We start from the raw sequence: 19983 nt of genomic DNA, 5'->3' as shown, positions 1-19983 counted from the left end.
TTCAGACAATCCAATGCGAGCGCCGGGCTGTTTACCATTAAGCATCCGCTAAGCTAGTTTGCCGCGCGATGCTGCATGCGCGAGTCTTTCGACTGTTCGTGCTGGCGGCGATCCTCGCGTTGCCTGGAATTGCCCGCGCGCAGGTCGTGGTCGGCCTCTACCCTGTACAGGGAAATCTCGAGCCCAAGGTCCGCGCTGACGCGGAAGGGCTCATCGTGTCCGGTGTCCGTGCCAGTGACCGACGGCGGGGGACGTTCATCCTGCGCGGCCCCGTGCCGCTGAAGGCGTCGTGTGCGCCCCAGGCGACGCCGGAGTGCCTGGCGGCGCTCGGGCGTGGCGGCGCCATCATCTATGCCGAGGCGGCGATGAACGACGGAGTGGTCTCCGTCACCCTGTCGCTGATCACCGGCAAGCAGCAGCGGACGAATCCCGTCCACTTCCGCTTCATCCCCGGGTTCCTGGACCTGCGGCCGGCGCACTTCGCGGTCGAGCAGCTCGAGAAGGCCCTCGTCGAGCTGGAGCCCGCCCCATCCGCGCCCCAGGCCGAGCTTCAGCCCGTGCCGCAACCGCAGCCCGTCGAGAGCGCGCCACGGCCCTCCGATGAAGCCGACTCGCAATATGAGGCCGACTCGACGTCGCTCGCGGAGTCGCTCGACGACACGGCGGCCCCGAGCTCGACCTCCAAGTGGATGCGGAGCACGGGCATCTACGCGTCGATTGGCGGCGCGCTCGTGCTCGGCGCCGGCGGCTTCTTCGGGCTGCGCAGCAAGAGCCTGAACAACGACCTCTCGCGCCGCTACTCCGAGGGCCTCCTGGTGACGTCGGACCGCTCCAGGTACGACCAGGTGAAGACGTACAACACGCTGGCGAACACCCTGATGATTGGCGGCGGCGTCATCGCGCTCACCGGCCTCAGCTTCTGGGGCTTGTCCGCGGTGTCGTTCGAATCGAATGGCCGCGGCGGAAACGTCAACGTAGGGGGGCGGTGGTGATTCGCTCGTTCGTCGTGTGTGGTGCGGTGCTGTTCCTCGCGTGTACGACGGTGCCCGAGGGGCTGTGTGAGAACGACTCGGGCTGTCTGCCGGGCCTGCGCTGCGAGGAAGGGGTGTGCGTCGGGTGCGGCGGCGATGGTGAGTGTCAGGCCTGGGAGGCCTGTTCGGCGGGCCGGCGGTGCGAGCTGCGCGCGGGGATGTGCGGAACCAACGCGCAATGCGAGGCGTGGGAGGTCTGCGGGACCGCCAACACCTGCCAGCTCGCGGAGGGCTCCTGCCAGTCGGCGACGGACTGCCAGTCCTACGAGGACTGCGACGGCACGACGAGGAAGTGCGTCCTCCAGGCCGGCCGGTGCAGCACCTCCGACAACTGTGTCGGTGGGGGCCTCTGGGCGACGACGTGTGGGGCGGACAACCGGTGTCACTCCGAGCCGTCGGGCGAGAACGACGTGCTCATCTGGGGCACGCTCTCGCCGGGCAGCTGCGACTCCGACGCCATCTCCAGCGTCCTGTCCCCCACGCGCGTGCAGGTGGGCTTCGGCTGCAACACCACCAGCTCCCTGGAGCGTGCGGTGCTCTCACCCTCCGGCCGCATCTACTACCTCGATGGGGAGGAGTCCCCGCAGAGGGTGAAGATCTTCGTTCCGGACGGCTTCAAGCTCCAGGGAGGGGAACGCTCGTACCCCACGAATGGAATCGCGAACGACACCCGGGTCGCGGCGCCGAAGTGCGGCGACACCGAGGACGTTCGGAGCTTCGTCATGCAGGCGGGCACCGGCGCCATTGCCTACACCTGTGGAAACACCGAGGTCCGCTCGTTCTACAACTCCGCGGGGGACGTCGTGGCCTCCGGGTACCGGATGCTTGCGTGGAGCGCCGAGGACTTCATGCTCGGCGAGCAGAACTACTCCCACGACCTGGTTGTCCGGACTCCCTCGCGGACGCTCATCCCCGTCACCGGGCTGCCGTTCGATTGGTCGTTCGTCGACGCGCGCGCGCACCCGACGACGGGCTTCTGGCTGGCTGGCTACCGGTTCAGCTCCGGCACCGGAATCATCGCCCGGCAATTGTGGCACGTCGCCAACAACGGCGTTGCAACCCTCCAGGGGGAATATGGCCCCGCCCCAGAGAACGTGGGCAACGTCACGTACGCGTCGGCGCTGGACAGTGCGGGAGCCCTCTACGTCGAGTCCGTACACAGCGTCGCGGGCAAGGGGTCCTTCGACGTCGTCGTCAAGCGGGTGCCCGACGGCTCCACCGGCATGATTGTCTACACCGAGGCCTCCGCTCCGGAGTCGGTGAACTACAGGGCGAACTTCGAGCGGGTCTTCAACTTCATGCACATCTCGTATCTCTTCGCGGGCCCCTGACCCGGGGCCCGGTTGACGCGGAGCGCCCATCGCCCCGGGTGGGCGCTTCCGTGACAGGGCAATCAATAGCAAGCTGGTGGCATCTCGTCTCAGTGAGGTGCACCGACATGATGAAGGGTCAGGACTTGCAGTACGTACTGGACTGGATTGCGGTCCAGGAACTGGTGGCGGAGTACGGGCAGGCCATCGACTTCGGCAAGGACACCGGGGACTGGAGCCGCTGGGTGAATGTCTTCACGCCCCAGGTGACGGCGGACTACACCCGGCTCTTCGGAGGAGAGCCCATCACCATTGCGCGGGAGGAGATGGGCAAGTTGGGCGGTGACGCCCTGGCGCCCTACAGCCGCGTCCAGCACGCCACCGCCAACACGGTGCGGACCCACTTCAAGAACGCCACGGAGGCCCAGGTGATGGCCTACGCGGACGTCGGCCACTTCTTCTCGCTGAACGGCGTTCCCCAGGAGTGGACGCTCGTCATCCGCTACACGCACGACGTGGAGAAGACCGCCGAGGGCTGGAGGATTCGCAAGGTGCTGCTGGACCCCATCCACCATCGCGGCAATCTGCTCGGCGCGGAGTTCGTCAAGGGGAAGCGGCTCGTCTGACGTCGTCGGACGCGGCGTCTCGCGCGGCCAGGCTCCTGCGAAGGGAGCCCGGCAGCGTGAGCGCCACCAGGAGGGTGGCCAGCGTGCCTCCAGCCCCGGCGACCATCAGCGTCACCGGGGCGGAGGTCGCATCCAGCAGCAGGCCGCCGCCCAGATAGGACACCGCGGCGGCCACGCCAATCGCACCGTAGAGATTGCCGAAGACCCGCCCGAGCATTCCCGGGGGCACCACCCGCTGGAGCAACGTGTTGGTGGCCACGTCCATCGCGGCGATGCCCAGGCCCCGCACCGTCTGCATCGCGAGCGCGGCGGAGACGGCCCAGGCCAGCCCGGTGAGCAGGTTGCCCACGCTGCTCACCGCGAACCCGAGCACGAGGAGCAGCGGCATCGACACGCGCGGGCCATACCGCGCCAGCAGCCCATAGCCGCACACCAGCCCGACACCCACCGCGCCCAGCAAGAGCCCCACCGTCGAGTCCCCCGCGCGGAAGGTGTCCTTCGCCAGCACCACCAGCGCCACGTCGTCCACGCCGTTGAACGCGACGACGGCGCAGAAGCCCAGCGCGATGACGCGCACAGCGGGAGCGGACCAGATGTAGCCCAGGCCCAGCCTCGCCTGACGGAGGAGCGACGGCGGAGGGCCGTGCGCCTCGCTCGGTGCTGGCGGCAGGGACGGTACGAAGGCCAGCAGCAGCGCGGAGAGGAGGAAGGACGCGGCGTCGATGAGGAGCACGCCGCGCACGCCCACGAACGGCAGCAGCGCCGCGGCCACCAGCGGGCCCAGCGCCTCCGCGGCGTTGGTGCCGAAGCCGAGGGTGGAGTTCGCGACCTCCAACTCCCGCTCCTTCACCAGCGCCGGCAGCGCGGCCCGGGACGCGGGCTGGAAGGCCTGTCCGGCAATCGCGCGCAGTCCCACCAGGACCAGCAGCACCGGCAGCGGCGGCAGGAAGAGCGCGAGCGTCAGGAGGAGCGCGCCCTGGAGCAGCTCGCAGACGACCATCACCCGCTTGAGGTCGAACCTGTCACTGAGGGCTCCGGTGATGGGGCTCAGCAGCGCGGGAGCGAAGTCTCCCACCAGCAGCAGCAGCGACACCGCGAGTGCCTGCCCGGTGGCCCCGGCGACATGGAGCATCAGCGCCACGAGGCTGAGCGAGTCTCCCGTGAAGGAGATGACTCGCGCGGTCCACAGTGAGCGGAAGGCCCTGTTGCGGAGCAGGAGCCCCGATGCGCGCGTCTCGGCTTTATCCTCCGCTGCCGGTGCCGACATGCGCGTCTCCTCGGTGCAATGGCGCGCACCGTAGACGAGCGGGAAAGACCACTCCAGCCCGTGCTGTCACGGCGCGACTCGCTCACCGAGGGCGCCCAGCGTCGGGCTCCGTCCCTCGTCCGCCCACGTGGGCCTTCCTCGCCGCAGCCTCAGCGTGAGCCCGATGGCGAGCGCCACGGTGAGGAGCCGGGCGATGTTGGCCTGGACCCCGCCCAACGCGGTGGCATCCACCCCGAACAGGTCCCACCACAGGTTCATCAGCGCATGCATCCCGATGGGCACCCACAGGTCGCCCCAGCGCTCCAGCAGCCACGTGAAGAAGAGGTGTCCCGCTCCGGTGATGGCGAGCACGCCCACGAGGCCCCAGACGCCATGGCCCGTCTGGTAGCCCTGATAGAAGTGCCCGAGCGCGAAGGGCACCATGCCCACCAGCGCCGCCCCCCAGAACGACCAGCCCGCCCGCCGGCGCAACTGACCGAAGAGGAAGCCTCGGAAGAGCACCTCCTCGGCGAGGGCCGCCATCACCACCGACGTCAGGACGTAGCCCGCCGTGAGCCGCTGCGGCATGAAGCCCGCGGCGTGGCCGTAGGTGACGAACATGGGCACGGTGGCGACCAGCGAGAAGACAGCGGCCCGGAGCGGGGAGCGTCCGAAGCCGACCTCTCGGAAGGCGGCGCCGGGACGCAGGCGGTGCACGAGCGCGACCGCGATGAGACAGAGGACCACCTCCAGGGCCTGCCGCGTCACGTTGCGCGTCGTGAGCTGCATCGAAGCCAGGAGCAGAAGCCGCCGGACGTACTCACTGATGAGGAAGAACACGCCGATGGCGAAGAGCGTCACGCTCCAACGGGATGTCAGCCGGCTTCGATTCACGACCTCAGCTCCTTGGCGCCCACCGGGAGGCGTGCCGTCGTCAGCCTCGCCCCGCGCGTCCCCCGGGGTTCCGAGGCCCGAGCCGCTGCTCCACGAGGACGACGCGGCGAGCGGGGAAACCTTCGCACATACGCTCTCCCTACGTTGCACACCGGAACGATTGCTTCCGACACCGAGCGGTGGGGCCCGAAACCCGTGCTTCAATCGGCACTCCTTCGGCGCCATGCCGCGCCCTTGCAAGGAACCGTGAGGCCGCGATGTCCGAGCCGATGACCGCCACGAGGACCGCAGCACGGCAGCGCTTCACGGCGGCGGCCCGCCTCGATCGCCACCGGCATGTGACGGGGTACACCGCCGTCGTCGTGGCGGGTGGCTATGTCGAGGCGGGCGACTCCGGCCGCTTCAGGCTGGAGGCGGGCTCCGTGGTCTTCCACCGCGCCTACGAGGCACACGCGGACCACTTCGGCACCACCGGAGCCGTCATCCTCAACCTGCCACTACCCGCTGCCGTGCCCGAAGTGCCCGTGGGACTGCTGCGAGACGTGGATGCCGTGGTGCGGATGGCCGAGCGGAACTCCATCGCGGCGGCGGACCTCGCCGTCTCGTCGCTGATGGCGCCGCTCGCCAGTCCTGGGGACTGGCCCGACCTGCTCGCCGCGGCGCTGCGCGACAATCCCTCCCTGGGCCTGACGGACTGGGCGGAGCGCATGGGCCTCGCCGTGGAGACCGTGGCCCGTGGCTTCAAGCGGGCCTACGGCGTCTCGCCCAAGCGCTACCGCGCCGACGTGCGTGCGCTCCAGGCCTGGCGACTGATTCCCCGCTCCACATTGCCGCTCGCGCAGCTCGCCCTGGCGCTGGGCTTCACCGACCAGGCGCACATGACTCGCGACGTGGTCGCCCTGACGGGGCGGACGCCCGGGGTACTGAGGCGCGGACCACCACGGCCCGAGGGTCAACTGGATTCAAGAACGACCCGGCGCTAGCGACTACACACGGAGGACATGAACCGACGCGATTGTCTCTCCGCCCTGCTCACCCTGCCCCTCGCCGCCACGCTGGGCTGCGCTTCCGGAGGCACTCGGGCCCCGGCCGCCGCCACTCCCCGCACTCGCTGGAAGGTCGCCGGCTCCGAGGGCATGGATGCGCTCTGCTTCCTCAATCCCCTGTCCGGGGATTCCTTCTACACGCGCTACTACGCCGAGGAGCTGGCCCGGTTCACTCCCGGCTTCTCCACGGACGCCGTCACCACGCTCCAGCAGCTCAAGGAGTCTTCGAAGGCGCAGAACCGGCTGATGGGCCCGTTCCTCTGCGTGGTGTTCTCCGCCGGCCCCACGGCGACGCTGGAGGACCTGCGCGGCTCGCTCGCGAGCGCCGAGGCGCAACTGCTTCCCGGCTTCCGCGCCAGCCCCTACTGGGAGCCCGAGGCCTGGGACTGGTTCCTCACGGCCCGCCCCGCGCTGGCGCGCGTGCTCGAAGCGATGGCGGCCTCGGGCTTCCCCTCGCTCCGTCGGGACGTGCTCGGTGACAGCGCGGAGCAGCGCGCGGCGGCGCTGCGACAGCGCCTGGCCGGAGTCGACGTCATCGCCGAGCAGGAGCGGCTCCTGGGCCACCCGCTGCAGGAGGACATCACCATCGACCTGCTGCACTTCTCCAAGCCGCACGGCATCAAGGTCATTGGCCAGCGCTTCCTCACGCACCTCAGCTACCCGGACGAGCTGGTCATCCGGAACGCGGCCCACGAAATCCTGCACCCGCCCTTCGACGCGAAGCACCCCACCATTCGCGCGGCCATGGAGGTGCTGCACCGCGACCCGCTGCTCACCCGCATCGTCGCGGACCATGACCCGAGCTTCGGCTACACCACGCTCGAAGGCCTCTTCGACGAGGACACCGCTGAGGCGCTGGAGCAGCTCATCACCGAGCGACTCGGCGTCGCCGTCCCGGCGGGCGAGCGCTGGCGCCGCGCTGATGACGGCATGCACGTGCTCGCCGCCGGGCTTTATGGACTCCTCAAGGCCGACGGCTTCGAGCGCACCGGCGGAGCCATCCAGGAGTGGCTGGGCAAGGCCGCGCGCGAGGGACGGCTCGAGCCCGCGTCGCTGCATGCGTCCGCGGCCTCCGTGCTGGAGCTGCCGCCCGAGCGCCTCTGGGCACCGCCCGCGAAGCCGTGAGCCACTGCGCGGGACGGCGCGCCGCGTCAGTGAACAGTCCACGATTCGTGGGCCCCCGGGTTGCCGTCAGCGCGAGGGCTGGCGGCATAATGCAACCTCGTGGGTACGCTCACCCTCAGCGCCTCACCGTTCCTCTGGGAGCAGTTCCTCGTCGGCGCGCTCGACCGGGATGCCGGAGCGCGTCCGGAGCTGCAGCCTCTCCTCACGCGCTGGCACCGCGCGCGCATGCTGGGGGCTCCGAGCACGGGCGTTCCGGATGAGGGCCCCAGCGTCGGGCACCTGGCCCTCGTCGAGCGGCGCGCGCGGCTGGAGCCGGTGTGGCACGAGCTCGGAGGGATGATGGAGGTGCTCGCGGCGGCGCCCCTGCCCTCGGGGCGCGTGGCGCTGCTCGCGGACCGGGATGGCGTCATCCTCGCCACCCGCACCTCGGGTGGGGACTTCCGGGACCACGCGGACGCGGTGCGCCTCATCGAGGGCGCATGCTGGGATGAGACGTCGCGGGGCACCAACGCCATCGGCACCGCGCTGGCGGAGGCTTCGTCCGTGGCCGTGGTGGGGCCCGCGCACTACGCGCATCGGCACCATGGGCTCGTCTGCTACGCGGCCCCGGTGCATGACCCCTTCGGGGAATTGGTGTGCGTGCTGGACGTCACGGGGCCCGCCGGCGCGGCGGACCCGCTCGTGCTCGTGGCGGTGGTGAGCATGGCGTACGCGGCCGAGGCACGCCTGCGCGAGGTGGCCTGGGCGCGTGTGGCCGCCGCGGCGCGTGGTGGGCTGGAGGCGCGGCTGGCGCGCGAGGACGGCCCGGTCCTCATCGTCGAGCCCCCGGGGCGCGTGCGCCATGCGAACGGCGCGGCGCGTGCGCTGCTCGGGGACGCTGCGTCCACGGGCGCGGGCGGAGTGCTGGGACTGTCGTGGCCGGAGCTGAAGGCGGCGGCGCTGCGGGGAGAGTCGCTGGAGGTCCGGCCCTCCGAGCGCGGCACACCCTGGCGCGTCCACGCGGAGGCGGTGGGCGAGGGCGGAGGTGGCGCGACGCTCGCGGTGCTCGTGAGACTGGAGCCGCTGGTGGCGCGCGCGCGGTCCGTGGCCGTGGACGCACCGGCCCCCAGGAGCGGGCCGTGGGCCGAGCTCAAGGGGAGTGACGCACACCTGAGCGCCACGCTGCGTGAGGCGGCGCGCTTCGCTCCGACGGCGCTCCCGGTGCTGCTGCTGTCGGAGACGGGCACCGGGAAGGAACTGCTCGCGCGGGCGCTGCACTCCGCGAGCACCGTGGCCTCCGGTCCCTTCGTGGCCGTCAACTGCGGGGCGCTCTCTCCCGCGCTGCTGGAGAGCGAGCTGTTCGGCCATGCTCCGGGCGCCTTCACCGGTGCGCGCTCGGGGGGCGCGGACGGCAAGCTCGCGGCGGCGGATGGCGGCACGCTGTTCCTCGACGAGCTCGCGGAGATGCCTCCGGCGCTCCAGGTGCTGCTGCTGCGCGTGCTGGAGGACGGGAGCTATTCGCGCGTGGGCGAGTCCCGGGTACGACAGTCGCGCTTCCGGCTCATCGGCGCCACGTGCAGAGACCTCGATGCGGCGGTGCGGGCCGGCACGTTCCGCTCCGACCTCTACTACCGCCTCCAGGGGGTCATGCTGCGGCTCCCACCACTGCGGGAACGCTCGGACCTTGGCGAGCTGGCGCAGGCACTCCTCGCCGGGCTGGCGGAGGCGTCAGGCCAGGCGAGACCCACGCTGTCACCCGCCGCGCTCGCGCGGCTCGCGGCCCACTCGTGGCCCGGCAACGTGCGTGAACTGAAGACGGTGCTGCGTCTAGCGCTGGTGCGGGCCTCGGGCTCGCCAGTGCTGGACGTGGATGCACTGCCGCCCGAGCTCGGGAGAGGGCCGGTGTCTGGTGTCGCCGCCGCACCTCGCCCGGTGGAGTCCGCACCGCCGCCGGCCGATGTAGCTGCCCCGCGCGCGCTCCGGGAATTGGAGGCCCACGCCATCCAGGAAGCGCTCGCGCGCAGCGGCGGCAACGTGGCACAGGCCGCGCGCCGGCTGGGCATTGCTCGCAGCACGCTGTACCGGATGGTGGAGCGCTTCGGGCTGGTGCTGCCGCCCCGCCCGTGAGCACCGCGCCCGCCTGACTCCCTTCGCGTGACGCTCCGGCCCGGGGTTCGCATCCGCACCGTGACGCGCACGGTCAGCGCTCCAACCCTGTCTCCCCCATGCGACGCACGTGTTGCGTCCCGCGTCACCTGTGTCCGCAACAGTGTTGCAGAGCGGGACACGACGCGCCGCGACGTCGGAGAAGTGTCCGCTGGCACGCGCGCTGCTCCGGGACGGCGGCGTCCCAACCCGCAGCCCACGTGAAGGAGAGCGTCATGATCTACGCCGCCCCCAATCAGCCCGGCTCGAAGGTGAAGTTCAAGTCCCGCTATCAGAACTTCATCGGCGGACGCTGGGTCGAGCCCACGCGCGGTCAGTACTTCCAGAACATCAGCCCTGTCACGGGCCAGCCCTTCTGTGAGGTGCCCCGCTCCACCTCCGAGGACGTCGACAAGGCGCTCGACGCCGCCCACGCCGCGCGCGTCGCCTGGGGCCGCACCTCGCCCACCGCGCGCGCCAACATCCTCAACAAGATTGCCGACCGCCTGGAGCAGAACCTGGAGCTGCTCGCGCTGGCGGAGACCTGGGACAACGGCAAGCCGGTGCGTGAGACGCTCGCCGCCGACCTGCCGCTGGCCATCGACCACTTCCGCTACTTCGCCGGCTGCATCCGCGCCCAGGAAGGCTCCGCGGGCGAGCTGGACGCCGACACCGTCGCCTACCACTTCCACGAGCCGCTCGGCGTGGTGGCGCAAATCATCCCCTGGAACTTCCCCATCCTGATGGCGGCGTGGAAGCTCGCCCCGGCGCTCGCGGCGGGCAACTGCGTGGTGCTCAAGCCCGCGGAGCAGACGCCCGTCGGCATCCTCGTCCTCACCGAGCTCATCCAGGACCTCCTCCCGGACGGCGTGCTCAACATCGTCAACGGCTTCGGCATCGAGGCCGGCAAGCCCCTGGCCAGCAGCAACCGCGTAGCCAAGGTGGCCTTCACCGGCGAGACGACCACCGGCCGGCTCATCCTCCAGTACGCCAGCGAGAACCTCATCCCGGTGACGCTGGAGCTGGGCGGCAAGAGCCCGAACATCTTCTTCGAAGACGTCATGGCCCATGACGACGACTTCTTCGACAAGGCGCTCGAGGGCTTCGCCATGTTCGCCCTCAACCAGGGCGAGGTGTGCACCTGCCCCTCGCGCGCCCTGGTGCACGAGCGCATCTACGGCCAGTTCATCGAGCGCGCCCTGGAGCGCGTCAAGCGCGTCAAGCCGGGCAACCCGCTGGACACCGAAACGATGCTGGGCGCACAGGCCTCCAGCGACCAACTGGAGAAGATTCTCGGCTACATCGACATCGGCAAGAAGGAGGGCGCCAAGGTCCTCACCGGCGGCGAGCGCGCGCACCTGCCGGGTGACTTGAAGGACGGCTACTACGTGTCGCCCACGGTGTTCCAGGGCACCAACCGGATGCGCATCTTCCAGGAGGAGATCTTCGGCCCCGTGGTGAGCGTCACGACGTTCAAGGACTTCGACGACGCCATGCGCATCGCCAACGAGACGCTGTACGGCCTGGGCGCGGGCGTGTGGACGCGTGACATCAACCAGGCCTACCGCGCCGGGCGCACCATCGAGGCCGGTCGCGTCTGGACCAACTGCTACCACCTGTACCCCGCGCACGCGGCCTTCGGCGGCTACAAGCAGTCCGGCATCGGCCGCGAGAACCACAAGAAGATGCTGGACCACTACCAGCAGACGAAGAACCTGCTGGTGAGCTACAGCCCCAAGGCCCTGGGTTTCTTCTGATGGCTGCCGAGCAGCCGGAAGCGGAGGTGGCCCGGGTGGCTGTGACGCCCGAGGCCGCCGCCGTCATCCGCGAGTTGCGCGCCACGCACGGGCCATTGATGTTCCACCAGTCGGGCGGCTGCTGTGATGGCAGCGCCCCCATGTGCTACGCGCAACGCGAGTTCCGCATCGGCCAGCGCGACGTCTTCCTGGGCGAGGTGGAGGGCTGCCCCGTCTACATCGGCGGCGCGCAGTTCGAGTACTGGCAGCACACCCACCTCACCGTGGACGTGGTGAAGGGACGGGGCGCGGGCTTCAGCCTGGAGGCCCCGATGGGCGTGCGCTTCCTCACCCGCAGCCGCGTCTTCACCGATGAGGAGTACGAGCGCATGAAGCACGCCCCGCCGCCCCGGCGGGGACCGCCGGAGTAGCCACGGCCGGCACCGGGGCGCCAGCGTGACGGACTTCCCCCCTCCGACGTGCGCTGGCGCCCCGCGCAGTCTCCCGCCCCCTGGCCGAGACTTCGCGCCCGTGCTTGCGTTCTGGGTGCATGACCCTGCTCAACCCTGAAATGACAAGGGGCCGGAGCGCCCCGCGCATGGGGTGGCTGCTCTTGGCGGCCTGCCTCCTGTCGGCCTGTACGGATGACGAGAAGCCCCCTGCCCCCGCGCCGGAGCCGGGGCCTCCGCCGGTGGCCATCGACTGGTGCCCCCTCGTGGCTCCGGGCCCCGCCGGTTCCGGAAGCCCCGCCCTGGCGATGTCCTCGGCTCACGCCCTGGTGCGCTTCTTCAGTCCGGGCAGTCACGCCTTCGAGCTGGATGCCGCGCTCGCGAAGGCGCTGGACGGCCCCACCGTCGACTGGGATGTCGCGGCCCGCACCTACGCCGAGTCGCTCGAGGACGTGTGCGCGCGGGAGGCCACCGCCGCGCAGCCACTGCCCGCCGTGAGCGTGGAGGACGCAGGCGGCATCGCGGTCATCCATCCGGGCACGGGCGAGGTGACGCTGCCGCCGGGCACACGGGCCGTGGCCATCGACCTCCGGGGGCTGACCGAAGCGCCGGGACTGGAGGAGGCCCTCGCGCGCGCCATCGCCGCCGCCAGCACCCGGCCCGTCGCGCGGGTGAGCCACCGCGTCCGCCGCCACGCGGGACTGACGGACGAGTTCAACGCCCGGAACATCTACTCGAACACCACGGCCCTGTTGACCTCTCCGCCGTATGCCGCCTCGGGGCAGGCGGAGCTGCCGGTGGCGCTGCTCACGAGTGCTGCCCTGCCTCCCACGGCGGCGCGCTTCGCGGTGGACCTGCGCGCCTCGGGACGTGCCTGGCTCCAGGGTGTGCCCGTGGCCACTGCCGTGGCGGAGTCCCGCTGGGTGCCCATCGGCGCCGCGCAGGGGCTCGCCATCCGCCTCCTGCAGCTCGCGGACGCCGAGGGCCCGCTGCCGGACCTGCTGCCCGCGGACCGGACGCTGCAAGCGTCCCTGGCGGACAGCCTGCGCGAGCTTCCCACGGCAGGCACGCCAGGCGCGCTGGACCGAAGCGTGACTCCCGCCCGGGCGCGCATGGTGCCACGCACCCCGCAACTCCATACCCCTCCCGCGCCAGAGCAGTCCGCCGGCATCGCCCGCGCGGACCTGCTCATCATCCACGGCACCATGCGGCGCTTCTTTCCCTACTTCGCTGTCGTCGGGGACAGCCTCGACGCGCGGCTGGAGGAGACGCTCGCCGCCGTGGACGCGGCGCCCGTGAGCCGCGAGCGCATCCGCCTGCTGCTGCGCCGGCTTGGCGCCGTCCTGCAGGACGGGCATGGCTTCGTCATCGACACGAATCCGCCCGCCGTCGGGATACTGCCCGCGCTCATGGAAGAAGTTGCCGGAGCGCCGGTGGTGCACCGCTCGCTGGTGCCGGAGCTGCGGCCGGGAGACACGCTGGTGCGCATCGGGAGCCAGTCCACGGCCGACTGGTATGCCGAGGAGCTGGGGCGCACCTCCGCCGCGACGCAGGGCTACCGTTTCGACCTCGCCACGCGCAGGCTGGGCGAGCAGGGTGAACCGCTCACGCTCGGACTGCGGGCCGTGGATGGCAGCGAGCGCACGGAGACGGTGAAGCCCTGGGCCCCCGCCGATGCGGCCGCGGGGCTGGGCCCCTGGGGCTCGCGGCGGGCGGCGGGCTTCCTCGGGGACCTGGGCGCGCCGTCCGTCTACTACATCAACCTGGCGGGCGAGGTGCTCACCCGCCTCGTGGACTTCCGCACCCAATTGAAGGAGGCGGCGGGCGCACGCGGCCTGGTGCTGGACATGCGGGACTATCCCGCCATCGACCACTCCGCGGTTGCCCAGCACCTGCTCCAGGACACCGTGTTCTCCGCCATCTTCCGCACGAGGCGCTGGACGGGCCCGGACCAGCTCGACTTCGATGAGCTCCAGTACGCCAACCCGCCCCTGCCGGAGCCGTCCTTCACGGGCCCCATCGTCCTGCTGGTGGGCCCGCACACGGTGTCCGCGGCGGAGAACTTCTCCATCATGCTCGTCGCGCAGAAGCGCGTGCGCGTCGTGGGCCAGCGCAGCGCGGGCACCAACGGCAACGTCACCATGCTCGTGCTGCCGGGGGCCTTCCGCTTCATCTCCACCGGCACCGAGGTCCTCTTCCCGGACCGCTCCACCTTCCATGGCGTGGGCATCGTCCCGGACGTGGAGGTGACACCCACGGCGGAGGACCTCGCCACGGGCAGGGATTCGGAGCTGCTCGGGGCCATTGAATTGCTGCTGCAATAGGATGGGCTGACGGAAACACCCGAGCATGCGGGCCCCAGTCCGGCCCGTCCTCGACTCCGCGAGGAGAGCGGGCAGGATGCGTGGGCGGTCCGCTTCCCCCGAGGCGGGCCGCATCACCTCTGACCAAAGGAACCGACATGGCCTCCCGCTCCCTTCCGCTGTTTCTCCTGGGTGCCGCCGTCCTCGGCGGCTGCGGTGCACCCGAGTCTCCCGTCACCGAGACGGGCGAGGGCGCGCTCGTCCCCGCCGTGGAGACTTCCGAGCCGTCCCATGCCGTCTCCGCATTCGCCTACTGTGATGACGTGACGACGTGGGATGCGAACTGGGCCAGCCTGGAGTCCCAGGTGCTCACCCTGGTGAACCAGCGCCGGGCCGCGGGTGCCACCTGTGGCGGCGTGGCGAAGCCGGCGGCGCCCGCGCTCACGCTCGACACCCGGCTGCGCTGCGCGGCGCGCCACCACTCGCGCGACATGGGGACGAACAACTTCATGAGCCACACCGGCTCGGACGGCACCACGCCGTGGCAGCGAATCACCTCGGCCGGCTACACGTACCGGAGCGCCGCGGAGAACGTCGCGGCCGGCTACTCCACCGCAGCCGCCGTCGTGAACGGGTGGATGTCCAGCACCGGCCACTGCAACAACATCATGAACGCCGGCCTGCGCCACATCGGCATCGGCTACTTCTACGCGCCGACGAGCACCTACAAGCACTACTGGACGCAGGACTTCGGCACGCCCTGAGCGGTAGAGTCCGCGGCGCGGCGCCTGGTCTCGGGGCGCCGCGCCTGCTATGGACCTCGTCCTTCTCCTCGTCGGTCTCGTCAAGGTGGTGTTCGGCGGCCTCGTCGCCGCGCTCGGAATCTGGCTGGGGCTGCGCGGCTTGAGCCGCATCCTCGGCACCAACCCCGTGGAGGAGTTGCGCCAGGGGAACGCCGCCGCCTGCACCGTGCACGCCGCGAGCCTGTTGTCACTGGGCCTGCTGGTGCAGCACGCGGTGCAGGCCACGTCGGACGCGGTGGACCTCACCGTGCGCACCCTGCCCTTCCAGCCGCTGATGGTGGGCAAGCTGCTCGCCGTCGCGGTGCTGCACGTGGGGCTGTCTCTGGGCGTGGGCGTGGCGGTGCTGGCGATGGGCATCCTGCTGTTCGACCGGATGACGCCCGGCATCGACGAGCTGGCGGAGGTGCGCAAGGGCAACGTCGCCGCGGCGCTCATCCTCTCCGCCATCCTGGTGGTGCTCGCGCTGCTGACGGCGCCGGGGCTCCAGGCGGCACTCAACGGCCTCATCCCCTTCCCGCAGCTGCCCGAGGGGACGCTGCGCGCACCCGCGTGACGTGAGGTAGGCGCGCGCCCATGGCCTCCGGCTCCGGTTCCTGGAAGACGCTGTTCAAGCTGCTGCTCGCGGGCATCGCCCTCGGCAGCTGCTTCTGCTGCTGCGGACTGGGCATGCTGGGCCGGCTGGCCGACGTGGATGTGCGCGCGCCCCTGCCGGGCTTCCCGAGCAGCGTGCGCCTGGTGGACCTGGGCGCGGTGCTGCTCCCGTCCGACACGCCGCCGCAGCGCGCGAAGAATTACGAGTGGAAGGCGGAGAGCATCAGCCCCCCACAGCACTACGTCTCCTACGGGCTGGGCGAGGAGCTGACCCTGGAGCTGGAGGAGGAGCACGCCGCCCTGGGCCGGCGGCTGCGCTACCGCTCCATGGGCCCCGAGCGCTTCACCTACAACGCCCCGGCCGGGTGCACCGCGGACATGCGCTGCATCTACGAGGAGCTGATGCGCACCAACGCGGAGCCGGTGCACGCGCTGGGCGAGCGCTTCGTCACCTCCATCCGCGAGCGCGGGCTGGACGCCGCTCAGGCCGCGCAGCTCATCCTCGGCTTCGTGCAGCGCATCCGCTACGAGCTGCCGCACGACATGCCCTTCGGCATCATCCCCCCGGCGCTGGTGCCCGCGCAGGACCGCGGGGACTGCGACTCCAAGGCGGTGCTGGCGGTGATGCTGCTGCGCCAGGCGGGCATCGACGCGGTGCTGCTGTACTCGGACCCGCTGTCGCACGCGGCGGTGGGCGTGGGGCTGCCCGGCAACGGCACCCGCCTGCGGCTGGGCGGGCGCAGCTACCAGTACGCGGAAGTCACAGCCGAGGGCTGGCCGCTGGGGATGATTCCTCCCCAGTACGACAAGCCCCGGCTGTGGAAGGTGCTGGCGCTGGGCGCGCCTACGTCGGGCTGACGGCGAGGAGGCCGCGCAGGTAATCCTCGTACGCCTCCTTCATCGGCAGCTCCGAGTCCACCTTCAGCCGCCGCCGCGACGTCTGCGTGCGCTGGCCGTTGCGCGGGTCCACGCCCTCCTTCAAGTACTGCTCCCAGAAGATGGCGGAGCCCCGGCGCTGCCAGAGCGGCACCTCGTTGAAGTTGATGCCGCGCTGGAAGAGCAGCTCGTTCTTGTAGCCCACGTTGCGGCCGTCCAGCTCACGCGTGGCCTGGGTCGCCGTCCGGCCCTCCTTGCGCAGCGTCCAGTAGCAATAGCCATGCAGCGCGCACCGGCTGCCGTCCGACTGGCGCCATTGGAAGTAGTCCAGCACCGCGCGCTCGTTGGTGCCCAGCCACGCGCGGCCGTCGAACACGGCCGGCACGCCCGCCGCGAGCGTGAAGGTGGCGCTGGCGAGGCCCGCCGACAGCGAGACGAGCTTCTCCATCGAGCGGTCGAACAGCGACCACTCCGGCCGGAAGAGGACGGAGATTTCGTCGCTCTGCGTGTACGCGTACACGCCCTGTAGGTCCTCCAGCAGCGCGCTGGCGGTGCGCACCATCAGCTGGTGGAAGGCCGGGTCGAAGGGCTTCTCGAAGCGCTCCCCGGTGAAGCGCGAGAAGCCCCGGCCGTCCACGCGCAGCACCGTCCACGCCCCCGGCAACAGGCGCAGGCCGTGGAACACCTCACCCTGTCGCATGCGGGTCGCCAGCTCATCCGGTTCCATCGGTCTCCTCCTTCCAGTCCTCGACGCGGAAGTCGCCTTCCGCGGTCAACGTCACGTGGTACAGCGCATCGAAGCCCTCGGCGCGGCTCGGCCGCTGGAGCTGCTTCACGGTGGCGAACAGCGCCACCTCCGGCACCCTCGCCCGTCCCTGCCGCTGGGCATTGCGCTCCAGACACAGCTTCAAGTCCGAGGCGAAGTAGTAGCCGATGACGCGCGCGCCGTGCGCCCGGCCCAGGGCGATGAGGGGCGCGCGCACCTCGGGCGACGGGTTCGTGTTGTCCACCACCACCGCGCGTCCCGCCGCGAGCGCCTCGGAGATGTACCGCCGCTGCCTCGCCTCCTTCCGGCGCGCGTGGGGCCACAGGTCCTTGCTCACCAGCACGTGCGTTTCAGCGAAGCGCTGGCGCTGGAAGCTGCTCTTCCCGGAGCCCTGCAGGCCGATGAACAGGACCAGTTCCATGGCGGAGCCTCACTCGACGCGACGCCGCTCCGACGCCTGACGCCCTCCTCCTTGAGTGGCACCGACAACAGCGGATGTCACCTACCGGCCGGGTGAATTGACTCTCCGTGCTTGTCTGGATTATCCATTTCATCTCGATTTCCGCGTTTCCCGTGAGCTGTCGCAACCCGCCCGCTGCAAAGGAGACACCGAGATGAAGCTTCCCTTCTCGTCGTATGCGGATCGTTGGCGTCCCCTCTCCGTCCTGGCCCTGGGCTGGGGCCTGGTCGTCCCACTGCCTGTGCTCGCGGCGCAGGGGCCGCACGCGCGGCCGGGCGTGGCACGGGCCTCGGAGGCGGTGGGGCCGGCGCGGCTCGTCGAAGCGGACGCGGCGGCGAAGACCCGCCTCATTCCCGGCTTCGAGGGCGGGACGGACGGCCGCTTCGCGCTCGTCACCGGGGCGGGGCTCGTCTTCCACCGCACGGACGCGGCCGTCCGCTCGCTGCGGACGCTCGACGTGCCGGCCACGGCGGTGCAGCTCCACACGTGGGAGGAGGAAGGGGCGGACGGCGTGCGCCAGGACTTCTTCGCCTACAGCCGGGGCGGCACGGAGCTGATGGGCCGCGTGCAGGCCACCAGCTACGTCATCCGCTTGGAGCACACGCAGTTCGACCCGGTCCGCGGCGCCATGCCGCTGACGACGGGGCTGCTGTCCGCGGACCCGGACAACACGCTGCGGCTGGTGCAGTTCCAGGGCACGCCGCTGCCGGAGTTCCGCGCGGCGATTGAGGCCTCCGGAGGCAAGGTGCTGCGCTTCCTGTCGGACCACACCTTCCTCGTCGAGATGGACGCGAGCACGCACAAGCGCGTGGCGGAGTTGCCCTACGTGCGGTGGGTGGGCCCGTACCATCCGGAGTACCGCGTGGAGGCGCCGCTGCGCGAGGCGCTGCTGGGCCGCGCGGCGCGCCTGGAGGCGCAGCGCTACTCCATCATGGTGGGGGAGCACGGGGCGGCGCGGCAGGGCGAAGTGGCGGACCTGGTGCGCAAGCTGGGCGGCACGGTGGACCTGGTGGAGCCGGGCGGCTGGCGCGTGGAGGCCACGCTCACGCAGCCGCAGCTGGAGCGGCTGGTGCGCTCCAACGCGGTGCAGTTCATCGACCGCTGGGGCGGCCCCGGTGAGGTGGACATGAACAACGTGCGCACGGTGGGCGGCGCCGCCGCGCTGGAGACGCTGCGCGGCTGGACGGGCCAGGGCGTGCGCGGCGAGGTCTTCGACACGGAGCTGCGCACCACGCACCAGGAGTGGGCCACCCCGCCCATCATCCACAGCACCTCCACCACGGGCAGCGCGCACGGCACCGCGTGCTACAGCATCAACTTCGCCCGGGGCGTGGACGCCACGGCGCGGGGCCTGCTGCCCTCGGGCCAGGGCATCTTCTACCTCTACAGCCAGTCCACGCAGTTCGGCGGCACCAAGTCCCGCTACGACATCAACAAGGAGCTCATCGACCCGGCCGGCCCGTACCGCGCCGTGTTCCAGACGTCGAGCGTGGGCAGCACGCTGGGCACCACGTACACCACCATCTCCGCCGAGGTGGACGACTACCTGTTGAAGCACCCCATCCTCAGCACGCAGTCGCAGAGCAACTCCGGCACGCGCAACTCGCGGCCGCAGGCGTGGGCGAAGAACATCGTCTCCGTGGGCGGCATGTACCACTACGACAACACCAGCCGCACGGATGACCACTGGGGCAGCGGCGCCAGCATCGGCCCGGCGGCGGACGGCCGCATCAAGCCGGACCTCGCTTACTTCTATGATGCGGTCCGCTCGGCGAACAACACGAGCAACACGTCGTACTACAACTTCAGCGGCACCAGCGCGGCCACGCCCCAGACGGCGGGCCACTTCGGGCTGCTGTTCCAGATGTGGCACAACGGCGTGTGGGCCGGCTTCGGCGGCGGAGCGGACGTGTTCGCCAGCCGCCCGCAGATGGCCACCGCGAAGGCGCTGATGATCAACATGGCCTACCGCTACAACTGGCCGGCGGGCGGCGCCAACGGCGACCTGGACCGCAACAAGCAGGGCTGGGGCACCGCGGACGTGAAGCGCCTGTATGACCGCGCGGCGGTGACGAGCATCGTCAACGAGACGGACGTCCTCCTCCCGCTCGGGAAGAAGACCTACAACGTCAGCGTGGCCACCGGGCAGACGGAGCTGAACGTCACCATGGTCTACAACGACCCCGCGGGCACGGTGGGCGCCGCACGGGCGCGCATCAATGACTTGTCCCTGCGCGTGACGTCTCCCAGCGGCGTCATCTACTGGGGCAACAACGGCCTGACGGCGGGCAACGTGTCCACGGCGGGTGGCGTCTCCAACAAGTTGGACACGGTGGAGAACGTCTTCCTGCAGAACCCCGCGGCCGGCACGTGGACGGTGGAGGTGCTGGCGGATGAGCTCGTCCAGGACGCTCGCCCGGAGACCCCGGCCATCGACGCCGACTACGGCCTCGTGGTGAGCGGCGGGAAGTTCATCTAGCCGTCGGGTGACTCACGGGGCCGGTGCTTTCCGCTCGGGAGCACCGGCCCTCTTTCCGTGCCCCGCCGCCCGCCCGGCGACACGGCATGCGCGGAGACGCTGGCCGTCCCCGCGCCCG

At 70.8% G+C, this 19983-nt stretch carries 17 protein-coding genes; 13 read left to right on the top strand and 4 right to left on the bottom strand.

What is annotated here, in order from left to right:
• The first annotated feature begins 68 nt into the window (after positions 1-68).
• The 3 genes from G4D86_RS33060 (at position 69) to G4D86_RS33050 (ending at position 2967) form a co-directional block, all read left to right on the top strand.
• Positions 69-992, top strand: coding sequence for a hypothetical protein (locus tag G4D86_RS33060; protein WP_163998077.1), 924 nt, complete (start codon positions 69-71; stop codon positions 990-992).
• The gene (locus tag G4D86_RS33055) at positions 989-2362 is read left to right on the top strand and encodes a hypothetical protein (protein ID WP_163998076.1); all 1374 of its coding nucleotides are present in this window, start codon (positions 989-991) and stop codon (positions 2360-2362) included. The genes G4D86_RS33060 and G4D86_RS33055 overlap by 4 nt, the downstream gene beginning before the upstream one ends.
• A gap of 107 nt (positions 2363-2469) precedes the next feature.
• Entirely contained in the window at positions 2470-2967 is a 498-nt protein-coding gene (locus tag G4D86_RS33050) for a nuclear transport factor 2 family protein (protein ID WP_240360603.1), read from the top strand.
• Here the strand turns inward: G4D86_RS33050 and G4D86_RS33045 are convergent.
• Both G4D86_RS33045 and G4D86_RS33040 read right to left on the bottom strand, forming a co-directional pair.
• Positions 2945-4234 carry an MFS transporter gene (locus tag G4D86_RS33045; protein ID WP_163998075.1) on the bottom strand — a complete coding sequence of 430 codons (1290 nt, stop codon included), beginning with the start codon at positions 4232-4234 and terminating at the stop codon, positions 2945-2947. The genes G4D86_RS33050 and G4D86_RS33045 overlap by 23 nt on opposite strands.
• 66 nt (positions 4235-4300) lie before the next feature.
• Positions 4301-5107: a CPBP family intramembrane glutamic endopeptidase gene (locus G4D86_RS33040; protein ID WP_163998074.1), complete on the bottom strand. Its 807-nt coding sequence runs from the start codon at positions 5105-5107 to the stop codon at positions 4301-4303.
• 257 nt (positions 5108-5364) lie between these two features.
• Here G4D86_RS33040 and G4D86_RS33035 point away from each other — a divergent pair, with 257 nt between their 5' ends.
• The 9 genes from G4D86_RS33035 to G4D86_RS32995 all read left to right on the top strand — a co-directional run bounded on the left by G4D86_RS33035 (position 5365) and on the right by G4D86_RS32995 (position 16142).
• Positions 5365-6090 carry a helix-turn-helix domain-containing protein gene (locus tag G4D86_RS33035; protein ID WP_163998073.1) on the top strand — a complete coding sequence of 242 codons (726 nt, stop codon included), beginning with the start codon at positions 5365-5367 and terminating at the stop codon, positions 6088-6090.
• 18 nt (positions 6091-6108) lie between these two features.
• A complete protein-coding gene (locus tag G4D86_RS33030) occupies positions 6109-7278 on the top strand; it encodes a hypothetical protein (protein WP_163998072.1) in 1170 nt (389 codons plus the stop codon).
• A 99-nt stretch (positions 7279-7377) separates the two neighbouring features.
• Positions 7378-9384: a sigma-54-dependent Fis family transcriptional regulator gene (locus G4D86_RS33025; RefSeq protein WP_163998071.1), complete on the top strand. Its 2007-nt coding sequence runs from the start codon at positions 7378-7380 to the stop codon at positions 9382-9384.
• 254 nt (positions 9385-9638) lie between these two features.
• Positions 9639-11159 (top strand): aldehyde dehydrogenase, encoded by a 1521-nt coding sequence (gene adh / locus G4D86_RS33020; RefSeq protein WP_163998070.1) that lies wholly within the window; start codon positions 9639-9641, stop codon positions 11157-11159.
• The gene (locus tag G4D86_RS33015; RefSeq protein ID WP_163998069.1) at positions 11159-11569 is read left to right on the top strand and encodes a DUF779 domain-containing protein; all 411 of its coding nucleotides are present in this window, start codon (positions 11159-11161) and stop codon (positions 11567-11569) included. The genes adh and G4D86_RS33015 overlap by 1 nt, the downstream gene beginning before the upstream one ends.
• Before the next feature lie 167 nt (positions 11570-11736).
• The gene (locus G4D86_RS33010; RefSeq protein ID WP_240360602.1) at positions 11737-13911 is read left to right on the top strand and encodes a S41 family peptidase; all 2175 of its coding nucleotides are present in this window, start codon (positions 11737-11739) and stop codon (positions 13909-13911) included.
• Positions 13912-14048: 137 nt separating this feature from the next.
• Complete coding sequence (locus G4D86_RS33005) at positions 14049-14654, top strand: CAP domain-containing protein (protein ID WP_163998068.1); 606 nt, start codon at positions 14049-14051, stop codon at positions 14652-14654.
• 49 nt (positions 14655-14703) lie between these two features.
• Positions 14704-15246 (top strand): DUF350 domain-containing protein, encoded by a 543-nt coding sequence (locus G4D86_RS33000; RefSeq protein ID WP_163998067.1) that lies wholly within the window; start codon positions 14704-14706, stop codon positions 15244-15246.
• A gap of 20 nt (positions 15247-15266) precedes the next feature.
• Positions 15267-16142 (top strand): transglutaminase domain-containing protein, encoded by an 876-nt coding sequence (locus G4D86_RS32995; protein ID WP_163998066.1) that lies wholly within the window; start codon positions 15267-15269, stop codon positions 16140-16142.
• On the opposite strand, the gene G4D86_RS32990 is transcribed toward G4D86_RS32995, so the two are convergent.
• Both G4D86_RS32990 and G4D86_RS32985 read right to left on the bottom strand, forming a co-directional pair.
• Entirely contained in the window at positions 16129-16887 is a 759-nt protein-coding gene (locus G4D86_RS32990; RefSeq protein WP_163998065.1) for a tRNA(His) guanylyltransferase Thg1 family protein, read from the bottom strand. The two genes, G4D86_RS32995 and G4D86_RS32990, sit on opposite strands and share 14 nt — an antisense overlap.
• A complete protein-coding gene (locus G4D86_RS32985; RefSeq protein ID WP_163998064.1) occupies positions 16874-17347 on the bottom strand; it encodes an ATP-binding protein in 474 nt (157 codons plus the stop codon). The genes G4D86_RS32990 and G4D86_RS32985 overlap by 14 nt, the downstream gene beginning before the upstream one ends.
• 193 nt (positions 17348-17540) lie before the next feature.
• Here G4D86_RS32985 and G4D86_RS32980 point away from each other — a divergent pair, with 193 nt between their 5' ends.
• Positions 17541-19865 carry a S8 family serine peptidase gene (locus G4D86_RS32980; protein WP_163998063.1) on the top strand — a complete coding sequence of 775 codons (2325 nt, stop codon included), beginning with the start codon at positions 17541-17543 and terminating at the stop codon, positions 19863-19865.
• The last annotated feature ends 118 nt before the right edge of the window (positions 19866-19983 follow it).

The organism is Pyxidicoccus caerfyrddinensis, from assembly GCF_010894405.1.
In the GTDB taxonomy this organism is placed as follows: domain Bacteria; phylum Myxococcota; class Myxococcia; order Myxococcales; family Myxococcaceae; genus Myxococcus; species Myxococcus caerfyrddinensis.
Note: the sequence above shows the minus strand (reverse complement) of the source record. Positions and strands in the feature narration are given on the sequence as shown.